This is a genomic window from Sphingobium sp. YR768, from assembly GCF_900111125.1.
Lineage (GTDB): Bacteria > Pseudomonadota > Alphaproteobacteria > Sphingomonadales > Sphingomonadaceae > Sphingobium.
In genome coordinates, this window is sequence record NZ_FOGE01000040.1 from 11,843 (window position 1) to 32,603 (window position 20,761).

A 20,761-nucleotide genomic window follows, 5' to 3' on the forward strand; every position below is an offset into this window, starting at 1 on the left:
GTCAGCGCGCCTTATCGGTGGGAACCACCTCGATCGCTGACACGACCGCTTCGCCGACCCTGGGCTTGAAGGCTAGGACGATGCCCTCGGCTCCGGCAGTTGCCGATACGCGCCGCTCGATTGCCTTAAGCGTTCCGCCTGCGGCGGCGGCCACGTCCAGTCCGGCAAGCGCCGTCTTGCCATTGACCGTCACGTCGAACAACCGCTTGCCCTTTTCCAGTGCCGGTTCGACGAAGTGAAGAATGACGGTGTAACGGCCCGGCTTGGCCGGAATATGATAGCGGAAATCGCCCGACCGGAATGACGCCAGCAGATCGCGATCCGCCGTCCCCTCGATCTTTGCAGGCTGGATCGGGCTCCAGCGGCTCTTGCGCGTGTCCGTGGTTCCGGCCGCGCCACCTTCGAAAAAGGCATCCGAACCATAGCGCAGGCCAGCCTTGGCGGCGAGGATCGCGCCGCTGTCGATACGGAAGGCATTGGCAGTATCAGCATTCAGCGTCCAGTCGACCGCATCCGTGCGAACGCCATCGGCGAAGCGCGCCCTCACTTCGACATGGTTCGATCCCGCCGACAAACGAACGCCCGGCCAGACGCAGGTGGCAAAGGCGCAGCCTCGCATCGTGCCAATCGACTTGCCGTTGAGCAGCAATTCGGTTTCAGGCGCATTGCTGTATATCTTGATGTCCGTGATGCCATAGGCACGGTCGACATAGCGCTTGCCTGCCATCTGCACCGCCGGGGCCTTCGACCAGTTCACCCGATAATACCACCAGGCATCCTTGCGGATCGCGCCATCATAAGTGGCCAGCCCCTTAGTGTTGATGTCGATCGAATCGCCTTCCTTGCGGACCATCGTCGCGAAATCGAAGCTGTTCCATAGCCAGCTGCCCCAGAGATAAGACTTGCCGCTGATCTGCGGCCAGATCTGTTCGTGCAACCATGCCTGATACTCCTCGGGCTGATCCCCGCCGGACGGATTGATCGGGCCGCCCAACGGATTGTCCGTATGCTGCGACGTGGCGCCGCCGCCGCCATATTCGGTCAGGGCCAGCGGCTGCGTGGCATGTTTGCGGTGCTGGCTGTCCAGAACGGCGGAGAAATCCTCAGCCTTGCCATAATACCAGCCCATATAGCGGTTGATACCCAGTGCATCGGTGATGCCCGACACATCCGGCACGCCGTCCATCCCCCTGTCCTCGCAACAATTGGCGAGCGCGGTGGGACGGGTCGGATCTTCCGCCTTGGCGAGTGCGTTAAGATCGGTCAGCAGCCCGCGCGGGTCCGGCACCTGCTCCACCTGCTTGCCGATGAAACCCGGCCGATTGGGGCCGAAATCGACCTCGTTCGCAATGCTCCATACGGCGACGGACGGATGATTGTAATTCTGCCGGATCATTTCGACCAGTTGCTGGCGGGCATTATCGGCCACGGCCTTGGGCGCTTCCTTCTCCTCCGACTTCAGCGTCCATGCTGAAACGAGCGGAATCTCGTCCCACAGGACGAGGCCAAGCCGATCCGCCAGATCATGCACCACCGGGCCATGCTGATAATGGGTAAGCCGGATCGTGTTCGCGCCCATTTCCCTGATCGTCGCCACCATCGATTTGATGTCGGCGTCGGTCAGCGCCCATCCGTTCGCGCCGATGTCCTGATGCAGGCCAACGCCATGGAGGGGATAAGGCTTGCCGTTCAGAATGAAGCCGCGATCGACATCCAGCGCCATAGTACGCACGCCGTAGAACTGGCTGACGCTGTCGAGCACCGCCCCCTTGGCGTCGCGCAATTCGGCCACCATCGTGTAAAGATAGGGGTCCGCTGTCCCCTGCCACAGATGGGCGTTGTCGATGGCGAGTTCAGCGCGCGCTTCGGCCGCACCACTGGCGGCGATCTGCACCGGGCTGGCCTGACGCGCGACTTCACGCCCATCCTTGTCGAGAAAGCGGATCAGCATCTGGCCACGGAGCGGCCGGGCCGCGTCATTATTGAAGCGACCGAGCACAGATATGGTGGCGCGACCGCTGTCGATGGCGCGTGTATGCGCATAGACACCGCTGCCGCCATGGTCGAGCATGGCGAAATGCGCTGGCTGGGTGACGACCATCTTCACCGGGCGATAGAGGCCGCCATGTACGAAGAAGTCGCCCGCAAGCGGCAACGTGGGCTGAACCCCGGCATCGTCCGGCGATCGATTATCGACCTTGACCAGCAGGACATTGTCCTTGCCCGGCTGGTAGGCGTCGGTCGCGTCGAAACGGAAACGCGAAAATCCGCCTGCATGATCGCCAAGCTTTTTGCCGTTCAGCCAGACCTCTGCGGTTCGGCTGGCCGCACCGAATTCCAGCCATAGCCGCTGCGTCCCGCTGATCGCATTGGCCGGAAGCGTCAGGCGATACCAGCCGGTGCCTCGCGTCTGATCGACTTTCCGGTTGAGGGTCGCTGCGGCGGGGCTTCCCGCCGCATAGGTGCCGATGCGATTCCAACTATGGGGCACCTCGACCGGTTGCCAGCCGGCGCCTTGCGCAGGCGGCTGGGCCTCATCGCCGAGTTGAAACATCCAGCCGGACGAGAGCATGGCGTCATGCCGCCCCGCCGCTACGCTGGAAACGGCAGCAGATTGCGCCAGTGCGAGGGAAGGCGCACATGCCACAGACAGGAGCACGGACGACGCGACGATCATAGGGCTGGTGCGCACAAAACTCTCCTGCGTGATACTGTCATTAAAATGGTATGACCACAGTCAAGACAATGGTCTGATTTGTCAATCCGTCGCAGCGGTGAATTCCGACCCGCTAGGCCGCCTCAAAGGCCGCGTAGCGGATCGGCAAGATGCATGGGTGCAGCCCTGCACCTTTTGCGCATTCATTCCCGCACGGCAGCGGCTGTCGGCTCCGCTTTGATCAGCGACCGGAAGAAATCGAGTTTCAGCCTGTTCGGCCAGCGACCGATCTGCGCCGTTTTTCCCAATTCCAATAGCTGACGGCTGGATGGATCATAAGCAGGCCAGGCCATGTCCCGGGTAGACGGATTGCCAGTACGCGCGAAGGCGACGAGCGATCGCGTCATCGCTAGGCTGAATGCATGATCCGCAGCCGTCCAGTCGCGGGCATGCCGAAAGCGGTTGAAGCTGTCCAGCGTGCCGAGCCAGAGGGGAACCTCCGACGTATGATAGGCTCCGGCCGTTGCCGGATTCATGTCGGTCAGGACAAGGCTCGGCGCGAAGGCGGGCTGGCGTGAGAATTCATATGTGAACAACGGCGCCCTGCCATGCGCCGCCTGCATCCTTGCCCAGGCGTCCATCCCAATCACCATCGTGCCGTCCCTGTCGGCAAGGCGCGCCTGCTCGCGTGCCTGCGCATCGTCGGATGCGGGATAGAGCGTAAGGAAGGCGGAGGCATGGTCGCCAAATTTCGCTGCCGCCTTTGCCCGATAATCTGCAAGATCGGACACCGGTCCCAATCCGCCAAAGGATTCATCATGGGTGAAGCCTAACAGCAGCGGCACGTCATTTTGTTCGGATCGCGCGAAAATCTGATCCAGAGGCTTCGTAAGAAGATAGCCATCGACGATGGGACCGATTTTTGGCCCGTCGGCGGAACGGGGCGGCGCAAGGCGGTCGGCCGGCATGGCGCGGAGTTCGGCCAGAGATTTCGCACGCAGCACCGTCTGAAGCTTCAACCCTTCCTGCTCGGCCGCTGCTTTGGGAGGTATGACGCTCGGACCTTCCAGAGCGGAGCCGCTCATCCCGACCGCGCGATGGAACAACCCCCGCGCCAGCGGAGATGCTTGCAAGAGGCCGACAGACATGGATCCAGCCGATTGACCGGCAATCGTGACATTATCGGGATCGCCGCCGAAGCGGGCAATGTTGCGCTTGATCCATTGCAGGGCCGCGACCTGATCGAGAAGAGCATAATTGCCCGATGTGCCGTGCGGCGACTCTTTCGAAAGGTCGGGGTGCGCAAGAAAGCCCAGCGTCCCGAGCCGGTAATTGAAATTGACGAAGACGGCTCCCTCGCGGCTCACTGCCTCGCCACCGTACAAGGGCATGGACGACGAACCGATAAAGAAAGCGCCGCCATGGATATAGACGATCACGGGCGCTTTCCTGAGCGATGCACCGGTCCATATGTTGAGATACAAACAGTCTTCGCTGGTAATTTCTGCGCCGGAGTAGCTATTGGTCAAAATGCCACGCTGAGGCTGGACGCATTGCGGCGCGTAGCGATCCGCGTGGAAGACGCCGCTCCATTTCCGGGGCGCTTGCGGTTCACGCCAGCGCAGGTCGCGCACCGGGGGCGTCGCGTAAGGAATGCCGAGATAGGCCTGCGCGCCGGCAGGCAGGTTTACCCCCTCCACCTCGCCCGTATCGATCACGGCATGCGGTGTGGCAGGAGCCGCCTGCACGGGTAAGGACAGCGCGCCAAGACCGAATAGCCCTAGGGAAATCAGTATGAATGTCTTCATGGCGCCCTGTTCACGTAGATCATCGAGTAAAACCGGCTAGAAAGCGGCGGCGCCCGAAAGGGTCGCCGCCGCCAAGACAGTTCAGAAGTTGAAGCGCACGCCTCCCTTATAGGTGCGGCCCATCAGGTCGTAATAGGCGCTGCCATTGGCGGGCAGCGGCGGGTCCTTGTCGAAGACATTATCGACGTTGAAATAGACGGTGAATTGCTTGTTGGACCCAAAAGCGTAGCGGAGCCCAAGATCGAGATACGCGACTGCTGGGATATTGTTGTCAGTGATGCTGGTCGTGAGCACCGGATTATATCCGTCCTGATCGGGACCGAAAAGGCCGTTATTCTGATACGACGCCGAAACCCATCGTGCGTTGGCGTTCAATCCGAAACCACCCAGCTCATAATCCAGCGTGAAGTTGACCAGCCATTTCGGCAATCCCGCCGGCCCATTGAATTGCGCACCCGTCTGACCGGCACGGTCGATGCCGTTCGGGAAGAGGGTCGATACGTCAACGGACGATTTGAACGTCAGGACATGCGTGGCCAACATATTCGCGGTCAGCTTTCCAGCCAGACCGATATCCTCCAGCGGTTGGGAATAGGTGGCCTGAAAATCGAAACCCTTCGTCCTGAACTGGGCAACATTTGCGGTGATGCCCCGTGCGCCGATCAATTCTCCCGACACCGGATCGTTATTCGCGAAATTCAGGAGCGAACACCAGTCATTGCCCGTATATGTGCCAGCCAGAAAGCAGTTGTTCACGACATTTTGCGGACTGGACGAGGTGATCGCGTCCTTGATGCCAATATTATAATAGTCAGCCGACAGGCGCAGGGCGCGTGCGAAGCCGGGTTGCCAACTGACGCCGATGGTCTGAGTGATCGATTTTTCCGGCGTCAGGTCGCGATTGCCGCCCACGACGAAACCGGCGCTGTTGCTGGGACGTGGAAGACCCGGGCGCGGATCGGCAGGCAAAGGCAGCGACTGCGTTTGCGGCGTGAACAACTCGATCAGGTTTGGGGCCCGGATGTCGCGCGACCGGGTGGTGCGGAACATCAGCCCCTCCACGACTTCCCATGTCAGTCCGGCCTTCCAGGTAACAACGCGCCCCGACGTGCTGTAGTCCGTGATGCGCGCTGCCCCATTAAACTCGATCTTGCGAGCAATGGCCATGTCCTGCGCAAGCGGAACGATAGTCTCTACATAGGCTTCCTTGACGTTCTGGCTAACCTTGGGAAGGGTGATGCCGGTGCCGGTCGACCATGCATTTACCTGCGACAGAGCGTCCGTCGACAATTGCACGGATTCCCTGCGATATTCCGCGCCCAACCCGATCGACACAGGACCCGCCCAGGTCGAGAAGGGTTCGCCCTGAATATTCGCGGAAAAATCGTTCAGTTCGGTCTTGCCGCGCCCTCTGGCAGTGCCCAGAATATAGGATCGCGCGACATCCGATACGTCAGGCGAACCAAGAATATTGATCGGCGCGCATCCGGCGGCACGCGCAGAAGCATTGCGGCACACGATCTGGCCGTTCAGGTTCACGGCATCGATCGCGTTACGAAAATTGGCGGTGTTAAAGGTGTTTGCGATCGAGACGCTCGAAATATTCTGGCCATAGAGGTAGGATGCATCCCACTTCCACGATCCCCCCAGATCGCCCTTCAGCCCGGCCTGGACGCGGAATAGTTCATTCTCGATGATGCGGCGGCTAGGTCCGAAGTCCTGCCCCGAATAACCAAGAGAAATCCCGCCCGCTGGCACCAATGCCAATTGCGCCGGAGTGAGCGCTTGCGCCAGATAAACATTGTCTCTCGCGATATTGAGGGCAGGCCCGGCGCCTGCGCCGTCACGCCGAATGATGATCGCGCCCTCGGTCCGCACGTTCGAATACATCGGCACGACGAAGAAGTTCAGGCTGTCGTTCACATCGAATGACAGCTTGGCCATCGCATTGAACCGTGATTGTTCGGGGCGAAGCTGCTGCGGATTGAGATTGTTGATGCCTGCGGCGATATTGGCGGCCAGTGCCGTCGGACTGAAGAAATCGAGACTGGCTGTAAGGTTGCTGAGGCCACGATTGAATGTCGTCGTGGTCACAGCGCCAGCATTGTTGCGAACAAAAGCGAGACCTTGCAGCGGACCTGCCGTCAGGATCAGGCCGCCACTGCTGGCCGTGCCATAATAGTTGCCGTTCGGGCCCAACACATTGTTGGGGGTGCCGGCGGGACGGTTGGCGAGGGTCGCCGTGTTCCACGCCTCACGCCCCCAGCCGCGCTTGGTGTTATAGATCGACGTGCCGCCATCGTCATTATATTCGAAGCCCACGACCAGATGGCCGCGTCCATCGGCAAAACTGGCGCCACCGGCGAGGGTCGCGAATTTGCTTTTGGCGTCATGATAACGCGTCTGGCTATATTGAGCCGATCCCTTGATCCCAACAAATCGATCGTCGATCTGGAAATTGACGACGCCGGCGATCGCGTCTGAACCATAAGCCGCCGACGCCCCCCCCGTCACGACATCGCTGTTTTTGATCAGTACCGTCGGAATGACATTAAGGTCGGTCGACCCAGCAGATGTGGTGAGCCCCGGTACGATCGTTTGCGGCAGACGCGCACGATCCAGAAGTACGAGAGTGCGCGTCGATCCCAGACCACGTAAATCGGCCAAAAATGCGCCCGAATTGCCCAGGCCACCGGCATTGGGGGACACCGCTGCGCGGAAAGCCGGCACCCTGTTGAGTGCATCGCCAATATTGGTGATGGCGCGCGCCTCTAAAAACTCCTGACCAACGACCGTAGTGGGCGTCGGCGCGGTATAGCCGCTGCGGGCGATGCGGGAAGCGGTTACGATAATATCCTGCCCACTAGCTTCAGCCGCCTGAGGCGTCTCCTGCGGCGCAGGCGCTACGGCCGCCTCGCCACCCTGCGCCGTTGCTGCTCCAGGTACGAGACAGGCGCTGGCGCCTGCGAGGAAAACAGCTTTGGCCGACAAGATAGCACCGGTGTAAGGCTGTCCGAAATATTTTAGGCGTTCGCCGCAGCGCATGTCGATCCCCTCAATCTAGCCGTTCATGGACGGATTTGGTATGTCCAATTTCCTATTGAGAGGTAGACCATTAAACCAGTGAATTTTATGACTTCAATACCATCTATGGAATTAATGATTCAGTCGGCACGGGTGCATAGGCTTATTTCAATGATCACTAGGCGTCTCGATGTCCTTTCTCTGGGATCATTGGGACAAAGCTACCTATGGTGTGGCGCGGAATGACATGGCTGTCTCGAACGGAATATGTCTAGCCGCCACATATTTCCCGCTGATCATTGCTTGACCAATTCTGACCTGTTGTCAGCACGCCTTCTAGTCGGCGCTTTGCGCGGCATCGACAAGTTGATGGCGAAGCCAGGACAGCCCGGGGTCCGCTCCGCGCGCTTCATGATATTGCATCATCTCGCACATCACAGGTAATGCCATGGGCGGCTGCATGATGCGCAATGGGAGAGCCTTTGCCATGACCGTCGCCAACCGCTCGTGCATCAGTGCGAGTCTGGTAGTTCCCGGCAGAAGCCACGCTACCTGGTTAAAAGCGGCGCAGACGATTTCGATCCGCCGGCGATCGCCATGATCACGAAGATGATTGTCGATGAAGGTTCCGTCGCGGGATACGCTAACCGCGACATGCCCGGCCTGATGATAGACATCCTCAGTCAGGCCTTTCTGCAATAACGGATTGCCGGACCAGCCGACGACGACATAGCGTTCCTCGAACAGGGTCACGCGCGGATGCGGCCCACCTAGGAAGCGGTCGGGCGAAATGATGAGGTCGATGTCGCCATCTTCCAGCCGCGCCTGAATGTCATTACGCGGCAAGGTGATTTCCAGCCGGATGTGCGGCGCAATCCGTTGCAGATGCTGGACGAGAGGGCCGATCAGAACGGTCGTCACATAATCCGACGCGACGATTCGGAAACTCCGCTGACTCTCGGCCGGGTTGAAGGTCAGGCCCCGCGCGATGAGCGCCCGCAGGTCACCGACCATCGCGGCAATCTCCGGCGCGAGCGACAGAGCGGCGGCGGTCGGAATCATCTTCTTGCCATGCTGTACCAAAATATCATCGGCGAACGCATCACGCAGGCGGCGCAAAGCAGCGCTCATGGCCGATTGGGTCAGGTTGAGCCGCTTGGCCGCACGCGTGACGTTGCGCTCCTCGACCAATACGTCGAACGCGACCAGCAGATTGAGGTCGAAGCGATCCAATCTCATATATAATCAATCCTATCAATGCATTTTCACATATTTGATCCATTTTACTGCTTCCCCATAGCATGTCACTCCCCATGCATTCGCCAGAGAATGGATGGGAGAAGGAAGCCGTGAACAGAAGATTGTGGCCCGTAACGATGCCGGTCCTGCAACGCGCGTCATCCCCTTACTGATTATTTCAGGAACGCGTCTGTCGCGACCACGGGTCGCGACCGGTTCAGTCCAATGCCTCTCTTCATACTTCGGAAAGCAGCCTCTCTATGGACAAGGCCAATATATTGATCGTCGGTGGCGGAATAGGCGGCTTGTCCGCCGCCATCGCCTTGTTGCGTGCAGGGCATGTCGTGACGGTGATCGAGCGCGATCCCCAATGGTCGGTCTATGGCGTCGGCATCATCCAGCAGTCGAACGTGGTCCGTGCGATGGACCAACTTGGCGTACTAGACACTTTCCTCGATGCCGCCTGTGGCTTCGACGCCGTTGAAATCTACATTCCCAGCGGCGACCGGGTCGCACGCATCCCTTCCCCCACCCTTGTTCCGGGCAAGCCCGCCAATGTCGGCATCGGCCGCCGCGCCTTGCAAAAGGTTCTAGGCGACAGTGCAAAGGCGCTCGGTGCGGAAATCCGTCTGGGCGTCACCGTTGCAACATTGAACGATGATGGCGATGGCGTTACCGTCGCCTTCTCCGACGGGGGCGCAGGCCGCTATGCCATAGTTGTTGGCGCGGACGGCGCCTATTCCCAGATTCGCGACATGATCCTGCCCGAAGCTGGAAAGCCGGAATTTACCGGGCAAGGAGTCTGGCGCTACAACTTCCCGCGACCGGAAGGGCTGGACGCCCTGCATGTCTATAATGGTCCGATCGGTGTCGGTCTGGTCCCCATGAGCGCGGAACAGATTTACCTGTTCGCCACCAGCCCGGAGCCGGGCAACCCCTTCTACTCTACAGAAGAACTGGCCGCAGCGATGCGGTCCAAGCTTACCAACGCCGCGCCGCAAATTCAGGCTCTGGCCGCGCAGATCACTGATAACGACGCGGTCGTCTATCGCCCGCTCGAAGCGATTTTCGTGGAAGGGCCATGGTCGAGGGGCCGCGTGGTGCTGCTGGGCGACGCCATCCATGCGACCACGCCGCATCTGGGGCAAGGCGCTGGCATGGCGATCGAAGACGCCATCGTCCTCGCCGAAGAACTGGGCAAGGCGGACGATCCCGAAACCGCCTTCGCCGCCTATCGCGAGCGCCGTTACGAGCGCTGCCGCTTCATCGTCGAGAAGTCGCTGGCCATCTGCCACGGCCAGATCGGCAAGGGCCCGGCGATCGACAATCACAAGGCCACCGCAGACATGTTTGCGATGGTCTCCCAACCGATTTGAAAGAGGCCGCTATGATGAGCCGAGTGACGGAAATACGCTATGTGGGCTATGCCGTGTCCGATCTTGCCGCAGAACAGACGTTCTACGCTGACCAGTGGAAACTGGTGGAGGCAGGAGAGAAGGACGGAATGGCCTATTTCGCGGCCGATGGCGACGAAGAAAGCTATGTCGTGCGGTTGCGGCAGGCGGAAGAACAGCGGATCGACGTGATCGCGCTAGCGGCGGACAGCCGCGCCGACGTCGATGCACTGCATGACAAGGTCGCCGCGTCGGGCTGCCGGATCATCTTTGCGCCGAAGGACCTCGACACGCTGGGCGACGGCTATGGCTTCCGCTTCTTCTCGCCCGATGGCATGCCGTTCGAGATTTCGAGCGATGTGGCGCGGCGCGATGCGCGACAACTCGCGCGCTGGGACGGCGTGCCGCAAAAGATCAGCCACATCGTGCTGCATTCACCCGATCATAAGGCGATGGTCGAATGGTTCTGCGACATGCTGGGCTTCAAGGTTTCGGACTGGCTCGGCGATTTCATGTGCTTCCTGCGCTGTAATGCGGCGCATCATCGCATCGCCATCCTGCCCGGACCACCCTGCCTCAACCATGTCGCCTATGACATGCTGAGCGTCGATGACATGATGGTCGGCATCAACCGCCTCAAGCAGAAAGGCACCGACATCCGCTGGGGGCCGGGCCGCCACACGGCGGGCAACAACACCTTCAGCTACTTCACCACACCCGCAGGGTTCGCGGTAGAATATACGTCGGAACTGGAGGATGTGGATTTCGACGCTCATGAGGCCAAAGTCCATGTGCCCGGCCCCAAAGTGATGGACCAGTGGGGCATTGGGGTCGGCGGACCGCAGACCATGCCGCATCCGCAGGCCGACAAGGGCCTGTTTCAGGCGGTGGAGGTATAACGCGATGGCCCTGTACCAACCCTTCCCCAACTATATCTGGAACCTCTCGGTCGCGATCGCGATGGAGAGCGGCGGGCAAATCGGCGAGATCGTCGACATGTGCCAGCCGATCAAGGATGCCGCCGACAATGACACGGACGCCGGTACGCCCATGTTCATGAAGGCATGGGCGGCGATGGGCGACAAGCTGCTGGAACTGGCCGCCGAGGATGAAGACAAGGGTCGCACCTTCTCCGCTTCCAACAAGCTGGAACGGGCGTCGCTCTACCTGTTCACTGCCGAGCGGATGCAGGGCCACGGCGCACCGGGGCGTAAGGACACCTATACCAAGGCGCGCGCCGCCTTCGACAGGTCCACGCAACTGGGCAGGCTGAACCGCGAGCGTGTCGAAATCCCACTTGATAGCGGCACCATGCCCGCGCTCTTCACCCGCGCGCCGGGCGATGGTCGCAAACCCGTGGTGGTCTTTTGTAACGGCCTCGATAGCTGCAAAGAGTTGCTGTACTGGACGCGGTTGCCGCAGGAACTCGCGCGGCGCGGGATATCGACCCTGTGCGTCGATCAGCCGGGATCGGGCGAGGCGCTGCGGCTTCAGGATATTCCTGTCGATCCGCATAGCGAAAGCTGGGCAAGCAAGGCGGTCGACTGGCTGGAGCAACAGCCCGAAGTCGATGCCGCGCGCATCGGCATGACTGGCATTTCGCTGGGCGGCCATTTCGCACCACGCGCCGTCGCCTACGAACCGCGCTTCGCCAGCGGCGCAGTATGGGGCGCGAACCATAATTGGCGCGAGGTGCAGGACAAGCGCATGGCGCGTGAGGGCGAGAATCCGGTCCCCCATTATTGGGCGCATGTCCATTGGGCGTTCGGCGCGAAGGATCAGGATGATTTCCTCGCCCGATCAGAGGCCATGAACCTGAACGGCCATATCGACCGGATCAAGGTGCCCTTCCTCGTCACCCACGGGGCCAACGACCGGCAGATCAGCCCGGTCTATGCCGATCATCTCTACGACCAACTGGTCAACAGTCCCCGTCGCGAAAAAGTGATCTTCACCGATCGTGAAGGTGGCGTGGAACATGTCGGCGCGGACAATATGGCCTATGGTCGCGACCTGATTTCCGACTGGTTCGCCGAAACGCTAGGCGGACACCCGGCGTGACGGCCGGGATGGAACAGCGTGCGGCGATCGCCACCTATATTGCTAGAGAGGCAATAGTCAGCGCTGTCATAAACGCCGCGATCGGCGCACTGTTCTTCTATGGCCTGTTCGGTGGCCTAAACGATGTTCCGGTGCCCGGCTGGGGCGGATATGCCTTCGACTTCCTGCCGCAAAGCGCGGCCGTGACGTTGATGGCCTGCCTCGTCCCCGGTCTGCTGGCGCGGCGCGCCTTGGCGGCCGGGCGCTGGCGCCTGCCGCAGAATGAAGTCCCGGCCCTTCCCTACCTGCTTCGCCTCGCGGCGCTCAGCGTCGCAGTTGGTCTCATGCTGGGCGGCGGCAGTGCTGCGCTGTGGATCATGAGCGGGATCGTCTCGCTCGGCCATGCATCGGCGCTGGTAATCAAGATAGTCTATGGCGCGCTGCTGGGCGCCCTCATCACCTCGCGCGTCCTGCGGCACCTTTTGCGTGACACGCTCTCATCCAAGGATATGAACTAATGGAACCGACTTCTGTCCGCCGCATCGTCACGGGTCATGACGCCGCTGGCCGCGCCATTATCCAAGAGGACGGACCGGTCTCCCGCGTCCAGCGCATCGGCGGCGACATCGGCCCGATGTTCCACGAAGTCTGGAATACGCAGGCCACCCCCGCGCCGATTGATGCGGCTAGCGAAGAACCGGCAGAAAAAGGCATCATTCTCGCACCGCCACAAGGCGGCACACGCCTCCGGATACTCGACATCCCGCCGGAAGGCGATGGTATCCGCACGATGAGCCCGGAAGAAGCCCGTGCCCATTTCGCCGAAATCGGCGCGGGTGGCGCGTCCGCTCATCATGGCGAAGGTTCCCGTCACGCGCTGATGCACCGTACCGAAACCATCGATTATGGCATCGTATTGGACGGCGAATTGGTGCTCATCATGGACGAGGGTGAGACGACAGTGCGGGCGGGCGACATCGTCATCCAGCGCGGCACCAATCATGGATGGTCCAACCGGTCGAACCGAAATTGCCGCATCGCCTTCATCCTGATCGACGGCCTGTTTGACGACGACTTGAAGCGCTGAACGCAAAAGCCATTCGTTCAGGCCGGGCAGATATCTCGGTTCAAGATTGAAGGAAATTCCAGATGCGCTTTGCAACGCGCGTAAACAACTCGGCTGACGGCGAATTACTGCTCGTGTCGGCAGACGATCTGCGCGGCCTTCCGCTCGGGCCGCGCTGGCCGAACCTCCTCGGCGCGCTCGGCGCATGGCCGGCGATGATGGCGGATGCGGTCGCGATATCCGAACGACTGGAACAGGGCGAAGGAGAGCCACTCGATCCTGCGACACTGCGCGCGCCGCTGCCGCGCACATGGCAGTGGCTCGACGGATCGGCTTTCCCCACCCATGGCGACCTGATGCAGAAGGCCTTCCGATTGCCGCCGATCGAAACCGACAAACCTCTTATGTATCAGGGGATGAGCCACAGCTTCTTGGGTGGACGGGACGACGTCCCCTTCCCCACCGAAAACGACTGGATCGATTTCGAGGGCGAATATGCCGTTGTGACCGACGATGTTCCGATGGGATGCAGCGCGGATGAGGCGCTGGACCATGTTCGCCTCGTCATGCTGATCAACGACTGGTCGTTGCGGGCGGTGGCACCTGCCGAAATGAAGACGGGTTTCGGTTGGGTGCAGGCAAAGCCAGCATGCAGCGCGGCGCCCTTTGCCGTGACACCGGATGAACTGGGAGATCAATGGCGCAACGGGCGCGTGTGCCTGCCGCTCCATGTCGAGATAAACGGGACATGGTTCGGCAATCCTGATGGCGAGGCGATGGCGTACGGGTTTCACGAACTGATCGCCCATGCAGCGCGTACCCGCAGCTTGTGCGCCGGTACGATCATTGGATCGGGCACCGTGTCCAACGCGGATTATGCCACCGTCGGGTCAACCTGCATATCCGAACGGCGGGCGATCGAAATGATCTCTAATGGCCAGCCTCGTACCGAATTCCTGCGCTCTGGCGACTTTGTTCACATGAGCGCTGGATTAGATCGCAACCTTTTCGGCAGCATCGCACAACGAGTCGTGCAATATGATCGCTAAGAGACCGTTTGAAAAATGCGCGAAAGAGCGCATTTTTGTAGCCGCACCAAAGGCGCATTTCCAAACAGACTCTAACCACTATATCTAATCATAAGGCTATAACTGCGTTACGCGACAAATTTGCTATTAGCTCCCAAGCGTCGACGTTTGTCGACAATATCCTGTTTGGCCTTTTCGATAAGTTCGAGTTCCGTGACGATCAACAGATCTTCTGACACACGCCTCAGATGATCGCGCATAGCGGCTCTAGCCAGATCAGCGTCTCGTGCTTCCAAAGCATCGAATATGCGCCTATGCTCATGTGGTCTTGGTGTAATGCCACTTTGTCGCGCTTGCGCAAACATGTGACGGCACAAGGGTGAAGTGTCACGCAAGTCCCATAATTGCTCGATCGATTGTTCGACAAGGCTATTCCTGGTGCCCTGTGCAATCGCGAGATGGAATTGCCTGTCAAGCGCAAGTTCATCAGCTGAAATCGGGTCAACCGACTCCATTTTACTTAATATGCCTCCCAACCGACGCAATTCACTATCGGTCATGACGATAGCCGCCAATGCAGCAGCTTCGCCCTCGAACATGATACGGGCCTCGATAAGTTCAAATGCGCCGACGTCAAGTTCCGCGGCCGTGCCATCTGTAGATGATGAACCCAAGACATATACACCCGATCCGTGCTTAACCTCTACAAGGTTACGAATTTCCAACGCTATAATGGCTTCTCGCACGGTGGGTCGACTGACATCAAACTGCTCTGCCAGTTCCCTCTCAGGTGGTAGTCTCGTGCCCTTGGGATAGATGCCATCCTCTATATCCTGCTCGATCCGCTGAGCCACATTCTGATACAATTTCTTTCGTACGGTCATAGCTTCAGAAATGTCATAAGGTAGGCCGACAAGCAAGTTTCCTTGCCAAATGGTCATGCAACTAATTTTGATTTGGTCGAGTATCGGCTGCGACTTTTGACATGCAGAACTGCGGACACAGGCAAAACCGATGCGAGCGCAACCAACCTGCGGATTAGCGCTAATCGGAGAGGTTGGTTTGTGCACTAGGGATTGTGTGGATTCGGGATTCCCATTTGTCGAACGATGTGCTTCATACTCCGGATGGATCGCTTCGTACTGACCGACGCCCAATGGGCGAAGCTGGAGCCACATTGCCTGGGCAAGCCGACTGATGCTGGGCGCAGCGGCAGGAACAACCGTCTGTTTTTGGAGGCGGTGCTTTGGATCGTGCGGACAGGCAGTCCATGGCGTGACTTGCCGTCGATGTTTGGCAATTGGAGCACGGCATTCCGGCGGTTTCGCGATTGGCGTGAAGCCGATGTTTTCAAGCGGCTTTTTGATGCCTTGTCGGATGAACCCGACATGGAATACGCCATGGTTGATGCCACCATCGTCAAGGTTCACCGCCATGGTCAGGGCGCAAAAGGGGGACTCAGAGCCAGGCCATTGGTCGCTCCAAAGGTGGAATGACGACCAAGATTCTGGCGCTCACCGACGCCCTGGGCAATCTCGTACGCTTCGAGCTGCTACCGGGCAACCGTTACGATACTATCGGCGTTGCCCCGCTGATCGACGGGATCAGCTTCGGCGCCCTGCTTGGCGACAAAGCTTATGATTCTAACTGGATCGTCGAGGAACTCGATCAGCGCGGCGCAAAGGTCGTGATTTCTCAGCATCCGGGTCGCGCCCAGAAGATCAAAATTGACGCCGAAATGTACAAATGGCGCCACCTTGTCGAAAACTCCTTTTGCAAACTCAAAGAGTTCAAGCGAATCGCCATGCGCGCCTGCAAAACAGACCGAAGCTTCTCAGCTATGATCTATCTCGCCGCTGGCGTCATCAACTCTCGATGAATCCCCACAATCCCTAGCTGGTATCCAGGCGGAGGATGTGATCTGCCCACACCAAGTGGACCGATTGGAATATTAGTGGATTAATCCCATCGCCGCCATATGCGGACGGAGGTGGAGCGAACCGGAAGCCGGATATGGCGGTGTCGCCGTTTCTGGTGCCGGTGGTCGATAGCCCAGGCTGCTATGCGGGCGGACGGTGTTGTAATACCGCCGCCAGGCTTCGATCAGCACTTTGGCCTCGGCGAGGCTGTAGAAGATCTCGCCGGCTGGCACCTTGCCACCCGACGTCCTCCGAAAATTAACGGATCATATTCTTCGCGCTGACCTCGTTACGACCGTCCATCAACGCCGTCCGCCAGTTCAGGTTTCTACGCTTAACGGCTCACCGATTACGCTGGGCGCAGCGCTTTTACCCATTCATGCTCTGTCCGCAGAAGCCTGAACGCTCTTTTGATGCTCGGGAACGTCAACGCACTGTCATGCAGCCATGGCAGGACGGGTCGCCCAGACGATGGAGACCTGACCCTTGACCGACTCCTTTGCCGCTTCGTCCGCCTTTGACATGGACCGCATCAAGGCGGAGATCGCCGACAGTTTCGATGAGGAACTGGAAATGGAGATCGACGAAAGCCGACTGGAGGAAATGCTGGACGACTTGGCCGATCATCCCGATCGCGAACAGTTCGACCGACGCATCTATTTCCGCGAGCTTTTCCGGCTTCAGCATGAACTGGTGCGATTGCAGGACTGGGTGGTCCATAAGGGGCTGCGCGTCGTCGTCCTGTTCGAGGGACGCGATTCAGCGGGCAAGGGTGGTGCGATCAAGCGGATCACCCAAAGGCTCAATCCGCGCGTCTGTCGCGTCGCCGCCCTCCCCGCCCCCAATGGTCGCGAGCGGACTCAATGGTATTTCCAGCGCTATGTCGCGCATCTGCCGGCGGCGGGCGAAATGGTGCTGTTCGATCGCAGCTGGTATAATCGCGCAGGCGTCGAGCGGGTGATGGGCTTCTGCACCGAGGAGGAGGTGGAGGAATTTTTCCGTTCCGTCCCCGAATTCGAACGGATGCTGGTCCGTTCGGGCATCATCCTGATCAAATACTGGTTTTCGATCACCGATGAGGAGCAGCAGTTCCGATTCAACATGCGCATTCACGATCCACTGAAACAGTGGAAACTGTCGCCGATGGACGTGGAATCGCGCCGCCGCTGGGAAGATTATACCCGCGCCAAGGAAGCGATGCTGGAGCGGACCCATATCGAAGAGGCGCCCTGGTGGGTGGTCGAGGCGGTCGACAAGAAGCGGGCACGGCTGAACTGCATCGCCCATCTGCTAGACCAGATCCCTTATGAGGATGTGCCCAAGACCCAGGTCGTGCTGCCCGATCGCGAACGCCATGCCGACTATTCCCGCCATCCCGTTCCGACGGACATGTATGTGCCGGACCGCTTCTAAGAGACCGTTTGAAAATGGATACGGGTCGGTCTGACGGTGCTTTTGCGCGCTGGCTGCGTTGCGATCTTGCCATGATGTCCCGGCATCGTAGCTGCGATCGCGCCTTGCCAGCACGCAAAATCCCTCGCCAGCCCTCAGCCGTACCATTCTCAAACGGTCTCTAACGCTTCATAAAACCAAGCCAGCGTAGCAGCATATAGGTGCTGGCGGCCGCACCGGTCGCCAGCATCGTAGCGTGCAATGTGCCATAGGGGCCCTCAGCAAATGGGAGCCCGCCCGTATTCATGCCGAATATGCCGGTCACGAGCGTCGCGGGCAGCATCAGCGCGGTCACGATCGAGAGCATATAGAGATTCTGGTTGGTGCGTTGCGATTCCTGGATATCCAGCTCCTCGCGTAGCAACCGCAATTGCGCCTGCACCCCCATGATATCGCCATCCAGCGACTGAAGGCGTTGCGCGATCTTTTCGACCGTGGGCAGCAGGCTGTCCGGCAATTCCTCATCCTGCTCCAGCCGCTGGAACACGCCGCGCATGCCCGAGAGCAGGCGGTGGATTTGTGCCAGACGACGGCGAATGCCGATCAGGTTGCGGGCGGTCGGCGGATGGTGGCCGTCCAGAAAAGCGTCCTCGGCCCGTTGCACGTCGGTACTGAGCGAGCGGCTGATGTCGGCGATATTGTCACCGATTGCCCCCACCAGCAATTCCAGCGCCTGCGGCGGGGCGATGGAGGCGGCGCCGCGCATCAGCCGCCCCTTGGCAATGTCGGCCGATCGCAGCGGGTGCAGCCGACAGGTCAGCATCAGCGATGGCGTGAGCGCCACCCGCAGCGCACCGACACGCGCCGTGTCGGCAACGTCGAAATCCCGCTCAAAATCGTGGATGACACAAGCGACGATGCCCTCGTCGATCAACGCCCGCTGGTGGGTTTCGGCTGCGAGCAGCAGATCCCGCACCGCCGACGGCAGACCGGCATGGTCGCCGATCCAGCGCTGCGTGCCATGATCCGCCAGATTGAGATGCAGCCAGCGGAATTGACCAACGGCGGGCGCTTCGCAATCGGTGACCGGCTGGGCCTGGCCTTCGCAAAAATCGAGGCCCCAGATAAGGCCCGGCCCCAGTCCGCCGATCGGACCGGAGCCGCCAAATGCCAGAGGCCGGGTGGGTTCGTTCACTGCATCGGTCGATCAGAGCAGCGCCGAAAAGAGCATATAGAGCCCACCCGCCAGTATGATCGACACGGGCAGGGTCAGCACCCAGGCCATCAGCAGGTTGCGGATGGTGCTCATCTGCAAACCGGATCGGTTCGCCGCCATCGTCCCCGCCACGCCGGACGAAAGAACATGGGTGGTCGATACCGGCAGGCCCAGATGATCGGCGCCGAAGATAGTGGCCATCGCAACCAGTTCCGCCGATGCGCCCTGCGCATAGGTCAGGTGCGACTTGCCGATCTTTTCGCCGACGGTGACGACGATCCGCTTCCAGCCGACCATGGTGCCAAGGCCAAGCGCGAAGGCCACCGCGATCTTGACCCAGAGCGGGATGAAGCGCGTGCCCGCGTCCAGCGAGCCCTTATAGCTGGTCAGGCTGTCCTTCGCCGTGTCGGACAGTCCGGCCGCCTTGTCCTTGCCCAGCCGCTTGATCGCTTCGGAGGCGAGATACATGTCGTTACGGACATTTTCGACTGCCGCCGCAGGCACCTTGGCCAGCGAACCATAGTCGCTGACCTGCCGGTCGACATTCTGGATCAGCACCGCCAGCGCCGGCTTGGTCGCATCGCCATAGCTTTTATCGGCGATGTAACGGGTGACTTCGGCACGGGCCTGCACCGCATTGGCATTAGCCGCGACCGGGACGTCCAGCGCGCTGGCCGCAACGCGGGAATTGTCATGAAATTGCTGGGTATATTGAGCCGGCACGGCGCGATTGAGCGCATAGGCGGTGGGCACGGTGCCGATCAGGATCAGCATGATGAGGCCCATGCCCTTCTGCCCGTCGTTCGACCCATGGGCGAAGCTGACGCCGGTGCAGGTGAAGATCAACAGGGCGCGAATCCAGGTTGGCGGCGGCAGGCCGTCCCTGGGTTCCTCGTAGAGCGCCTTGTTGCGGATGAGCAGCTTCATCGCCAGGAACAGCAAGGCCGCGACGCCAAAGCCGATCAGCGGCGAGATGAGCAAGGCCTGACCGATTTCCGTGGCCTTGCTCCAGTCGACGCCCGCCGTTCCGCTTTTGCCATGCATCATCGCATTGGCAACGCCGACACCGATGATCGATCCGATCAGCGTGTGCGAGCTGGACGACGGAATACCCAGCCACCAGGTCGCCAGGTTCCAAAGGATCGCAGCAATCAGCAGCGCGAAGACCATGGCGAAACCAGCGTTGGAACCAACCTGAAGGATCAGTTCCACCGGCAGCAGCGACACGATGCCGAAGGCGACCGCGCCGGTCGACAGCAGCACGCCCAGAAAATTGAAGAAGCCCGACCAGACCACCGCCACATTGGCGGGCATGGCGTTGGTGTAGATGACGGTCGCCACCGCATTGGCGGTGTCGTGAAAGCCGTTCACAAATTCGAAGCCCAGCGCGATCAGCAGCGCGATGAACAGCAGCATGAAAGGCAGATAGGCGGTGGGCGCTATGCCGACCGCCGTCGCATCGGCATAGATGCTGTAGGCAACATAGATCAGAGCCGCAAGAATCGCGGCGGCAAAGCCGACCTGTCCTGCAAAACCCAGCCCCTTGTCCAGATCCGGACGCGCAGCTTGTCCGTCCATAGCGATTGTGGCGTTCATCGAATCATCCCCGGCGCGGTTTGCACCGCTATGGGCTATGGGGGTTTCGTGACAGAGCAGTTGCAATAGCGCGGTTGCAATCTGGGCAAGCAGAGAAAGCCACCCAACATCAAGCCGCAACACGCGGCCGCCCCTTGTAGCAATGCGCAAAGCGATAGTGGCAGATTGTACGCAGGCCGTGACGCTCAGGGAGAGCGCGCCAAGGCGCGCCTGAACGCGATCCAAAGTTACACATCATTATCCCAAGAAAGCACGCCACTTTGAGCGATAGTGCCCAGTGTGCGGGCACTAGAGTCGGATGACATCAGATTGATCCGTATCCGGAATTGATGAGATATTTGCGGCATTCTGCGGGACTGAAAGCATCGAGCAGCGATCCGATG

Annotated in this window: 15 protein-coding genes and 1 pseudogene; 8 read left to right on the top strand and 8 right to left on the bottom strand. The window is 60.0% G+C overall.

Going from position 1 to position 20,761, the window contains the following annotated elements; translation table 11 throughout:
• Position 1 precedes the first annotated feature (1 nt).
• The 4 genes from BMX92_RS24260 to BMX92_RS24275 all read right to left on the bottom strand — a co-directional run bounded on the left by BMX92_RS24260 (position 2) and on the right by BMX92_RS24275 (position 8,727).
• Positions 2-2,692 carry a glycoside hydrolase family 2 TIM barrel-domain containing protein gene (locus BMX92_RS24260; RefSeq protein ID WP_256213593.1) on the bottom strand — a complete coding sequence of 897 codons (2,691 nt, stop codon included), beginning with the start codon at positions 2,690-2,692 and terminating at the stop codon, positions 2-4.
• A gap of 167 nt (positions 2,693-2,859) precedes the next feature.
• On the bottom strand, positions 2,860-4,464 hold the full coding sequence (locus BMX92_RS24265; RefSeq protein ID WP_093021486.1) for a carboxylesterase/lipase family protein: 1,605 nt from the start codon (positions 4,462-4,464) through the stop codon (positions 2,860-2,862).
• Between the two features lie 81 nt (positions 4,465-4,545).
• Entirely contained in the window at positions 4,546-7,455 is a 2,910-nt protein-coding gene (locus tag BMX92_RS24270) for a TonB-dependent receptor domain-containing protein (RefSeq protein ID WP_177185244.1), read from the bottom strand.
• A gap of 369 nt (positions 7,456-7,824) precedes the next feature.
• Positions 7,825-8,727: a LysR family transcriptional regulator gene (locus tag BMX92_RS24275; RefSeq protein WP_093021493.1), complete on the bottom strand. Its 903-nt coding sequence runs from the start codon at positions 8,725-8,727 to the stop codon at positions 7,825-7,827.
• A 260-nt stretch (positions 8,728-8,987) separates the two neighbouring features.
• Between BMX92_RS24275 and BMX92_RS24280 the strand changes: the two genes are divergently transcribed.
• From BMX92_RS24280 to BMX92_RS24305, 6 genes are all read left to right on the top strand, one after another.
• Positions 8,988-10,103 (top strand): FAD-dependent oxidoreductase, encoded by a 1,116-nt coding sequence (locus BMX92_RS24280; protein WP_093021496.1) that lies wholly within the window; start codon positions 8,988-8,990, stop codon positions 10,101-10,103.
• 14 nt (positions 10,104-10,117) lie between these two features.
• Complete coding sequence (locus BMX92_RS24285) at positions 10,118-11,020, top strand: VOC family protein (protein WP_093021528.1); 903 nt, start codon at positions 10,118-10,120, stop codon at positions 11,018-11,020.
• 4 nt (positions 11,021-11,024) lie between these two features.
• Entirely contained in the window at positions 11,025-12,182 is a 1,158-nt protein-coding gene (locus BMX92_RS24290; protein WP_093021498.1) for an alpha/beta hydrolase family protein, read from the top strand.
• Complete coding sequence (locus BMX92_RS24295; RefSeq protein WP_093021501.1) at positions 12,179-12,679, top strand: hypothetical protein; 501 nt, start codon at positions 12,179-12,181, stop codon at positions 12,677-12,679. The genes BMX92_RS24290 and BMX92_RS24295 overlap by 4 nt, the downstream gene beginning before the upstream one ends.
• Positions 12,679-13,248 (top strand): cupin domain-containing protein, encoded by a 570-nt coding sequence (locus tag BMX92_RS24300; RefSeq protein WP_093021504.1) that lies wholly within the window; start codon positions 12,679-12,681, stop codon positions 13,246-13,248. The genes BMX92_RS24295 and BMX92_RS24300 overlap by 1 nt, the downstream gene beginning before the upstream one ends.
• A gap of 62 nt (positions 13,249-13,310) precedes the next feature.
• Entirely contained in the window at positions 13,311-14,276 is a 966-nt protein-coding gene (locus BMX92_RS24305) for a fumarylacetoacetate hydrolase family protein (RefSeq protein WP_093021507.1), read from the top strand.
• A gap of 107 nt (positions 14,277-14,383) precedes the next feature.
• Here BMX92_RS24305 and BMX92_RS24310 read toward each other — a convergent pair whose 3' ends face one another.
• Positions 14,384-15,433, bottom strand: a complete 1,050-nt coding sequence (locus BMX92_RS24310) for a FadR/GntR family transcriptional regulator (protein WP_371262526.1) — start codon at positions 15,431-15,433, stop codon at positions 14,384-14,386.
• Between BMX92_RS24310 and BMX92_RS24315 the strand changes: the two genes are divergently transcribed.
• Positions 15,383-16,134 (top strand): IS5 family transposase gene (locus tag BMX92_RS24315; protein WP_093021513.1). Its coding sequence is split into 2 segments (ribosomal slippage): positions 15,383-15,713 and positions 15,713-16,134, totalling 753 coding nucleotides; the frame shifts between segments, so codons are not numbered across the junction. The genes BMX92_RS24310 and BMX92_RS24315 overlap by 51 nt on opposite strands.
• A gap of 72 nt (positions 16,135-16,206) precedes the next feature.
• Here BMX92_RS24315 and BMX92_RS24320 read toward each other — a convergent pair.
• Positions 16,207-16,398: pseudogene (locus BMX92_RS24320) on the bottom strand (integrase core domain-containing protein); the annotation flags it as partial.
• 298 nt (positions 16,399-16,696) lie between these two features.
• On the opposite strand from BMX92_RS24320, the gene ppk2 reads away from it, so the two are divergent.
• Positions 16,697-17,587, top strand: coding sequence for a polyphosphate kinase 2 (ppk2, locus tag BMX92_RS24325; RefSeq protein ID WP_093021516.1), 891 nt, complete (start codon positions 16,697-16,699; stop codon positions 17,585-17,587).
• Positions 17,588-17,747: 160 nt separating this feature from the next.
• On the opposite strand, the gene BMX92_RS24330 is transcribed toward ppk2, so the two are convergent.
• Positions 17,748-18,761, bottom strand: coding sequence for a transporter (locus BMX92_RS24330; protein ID WP_256213595.1), 1,014 nt, complete (start codon positions 18,759-18,761; stop codon positions 17,748-17,750).
• Positions 18,762-18,773: 12 nt separating this feature from the next.
• The gene (locus BMX92_RS24335) at positions 18,774-20,378 is read right to left on the bottom strand and encodes an inorganic phosphate transporter (protein WP_093021519.1); all 1,605 of its coding nucleotides are present in this window, start codon (positions 20,376-20,378) and stop codon (positions 18,774-18,776) included.
• Between the last annotated feature and the right edge of the window lie 383 nt (positions 20,379-20,761).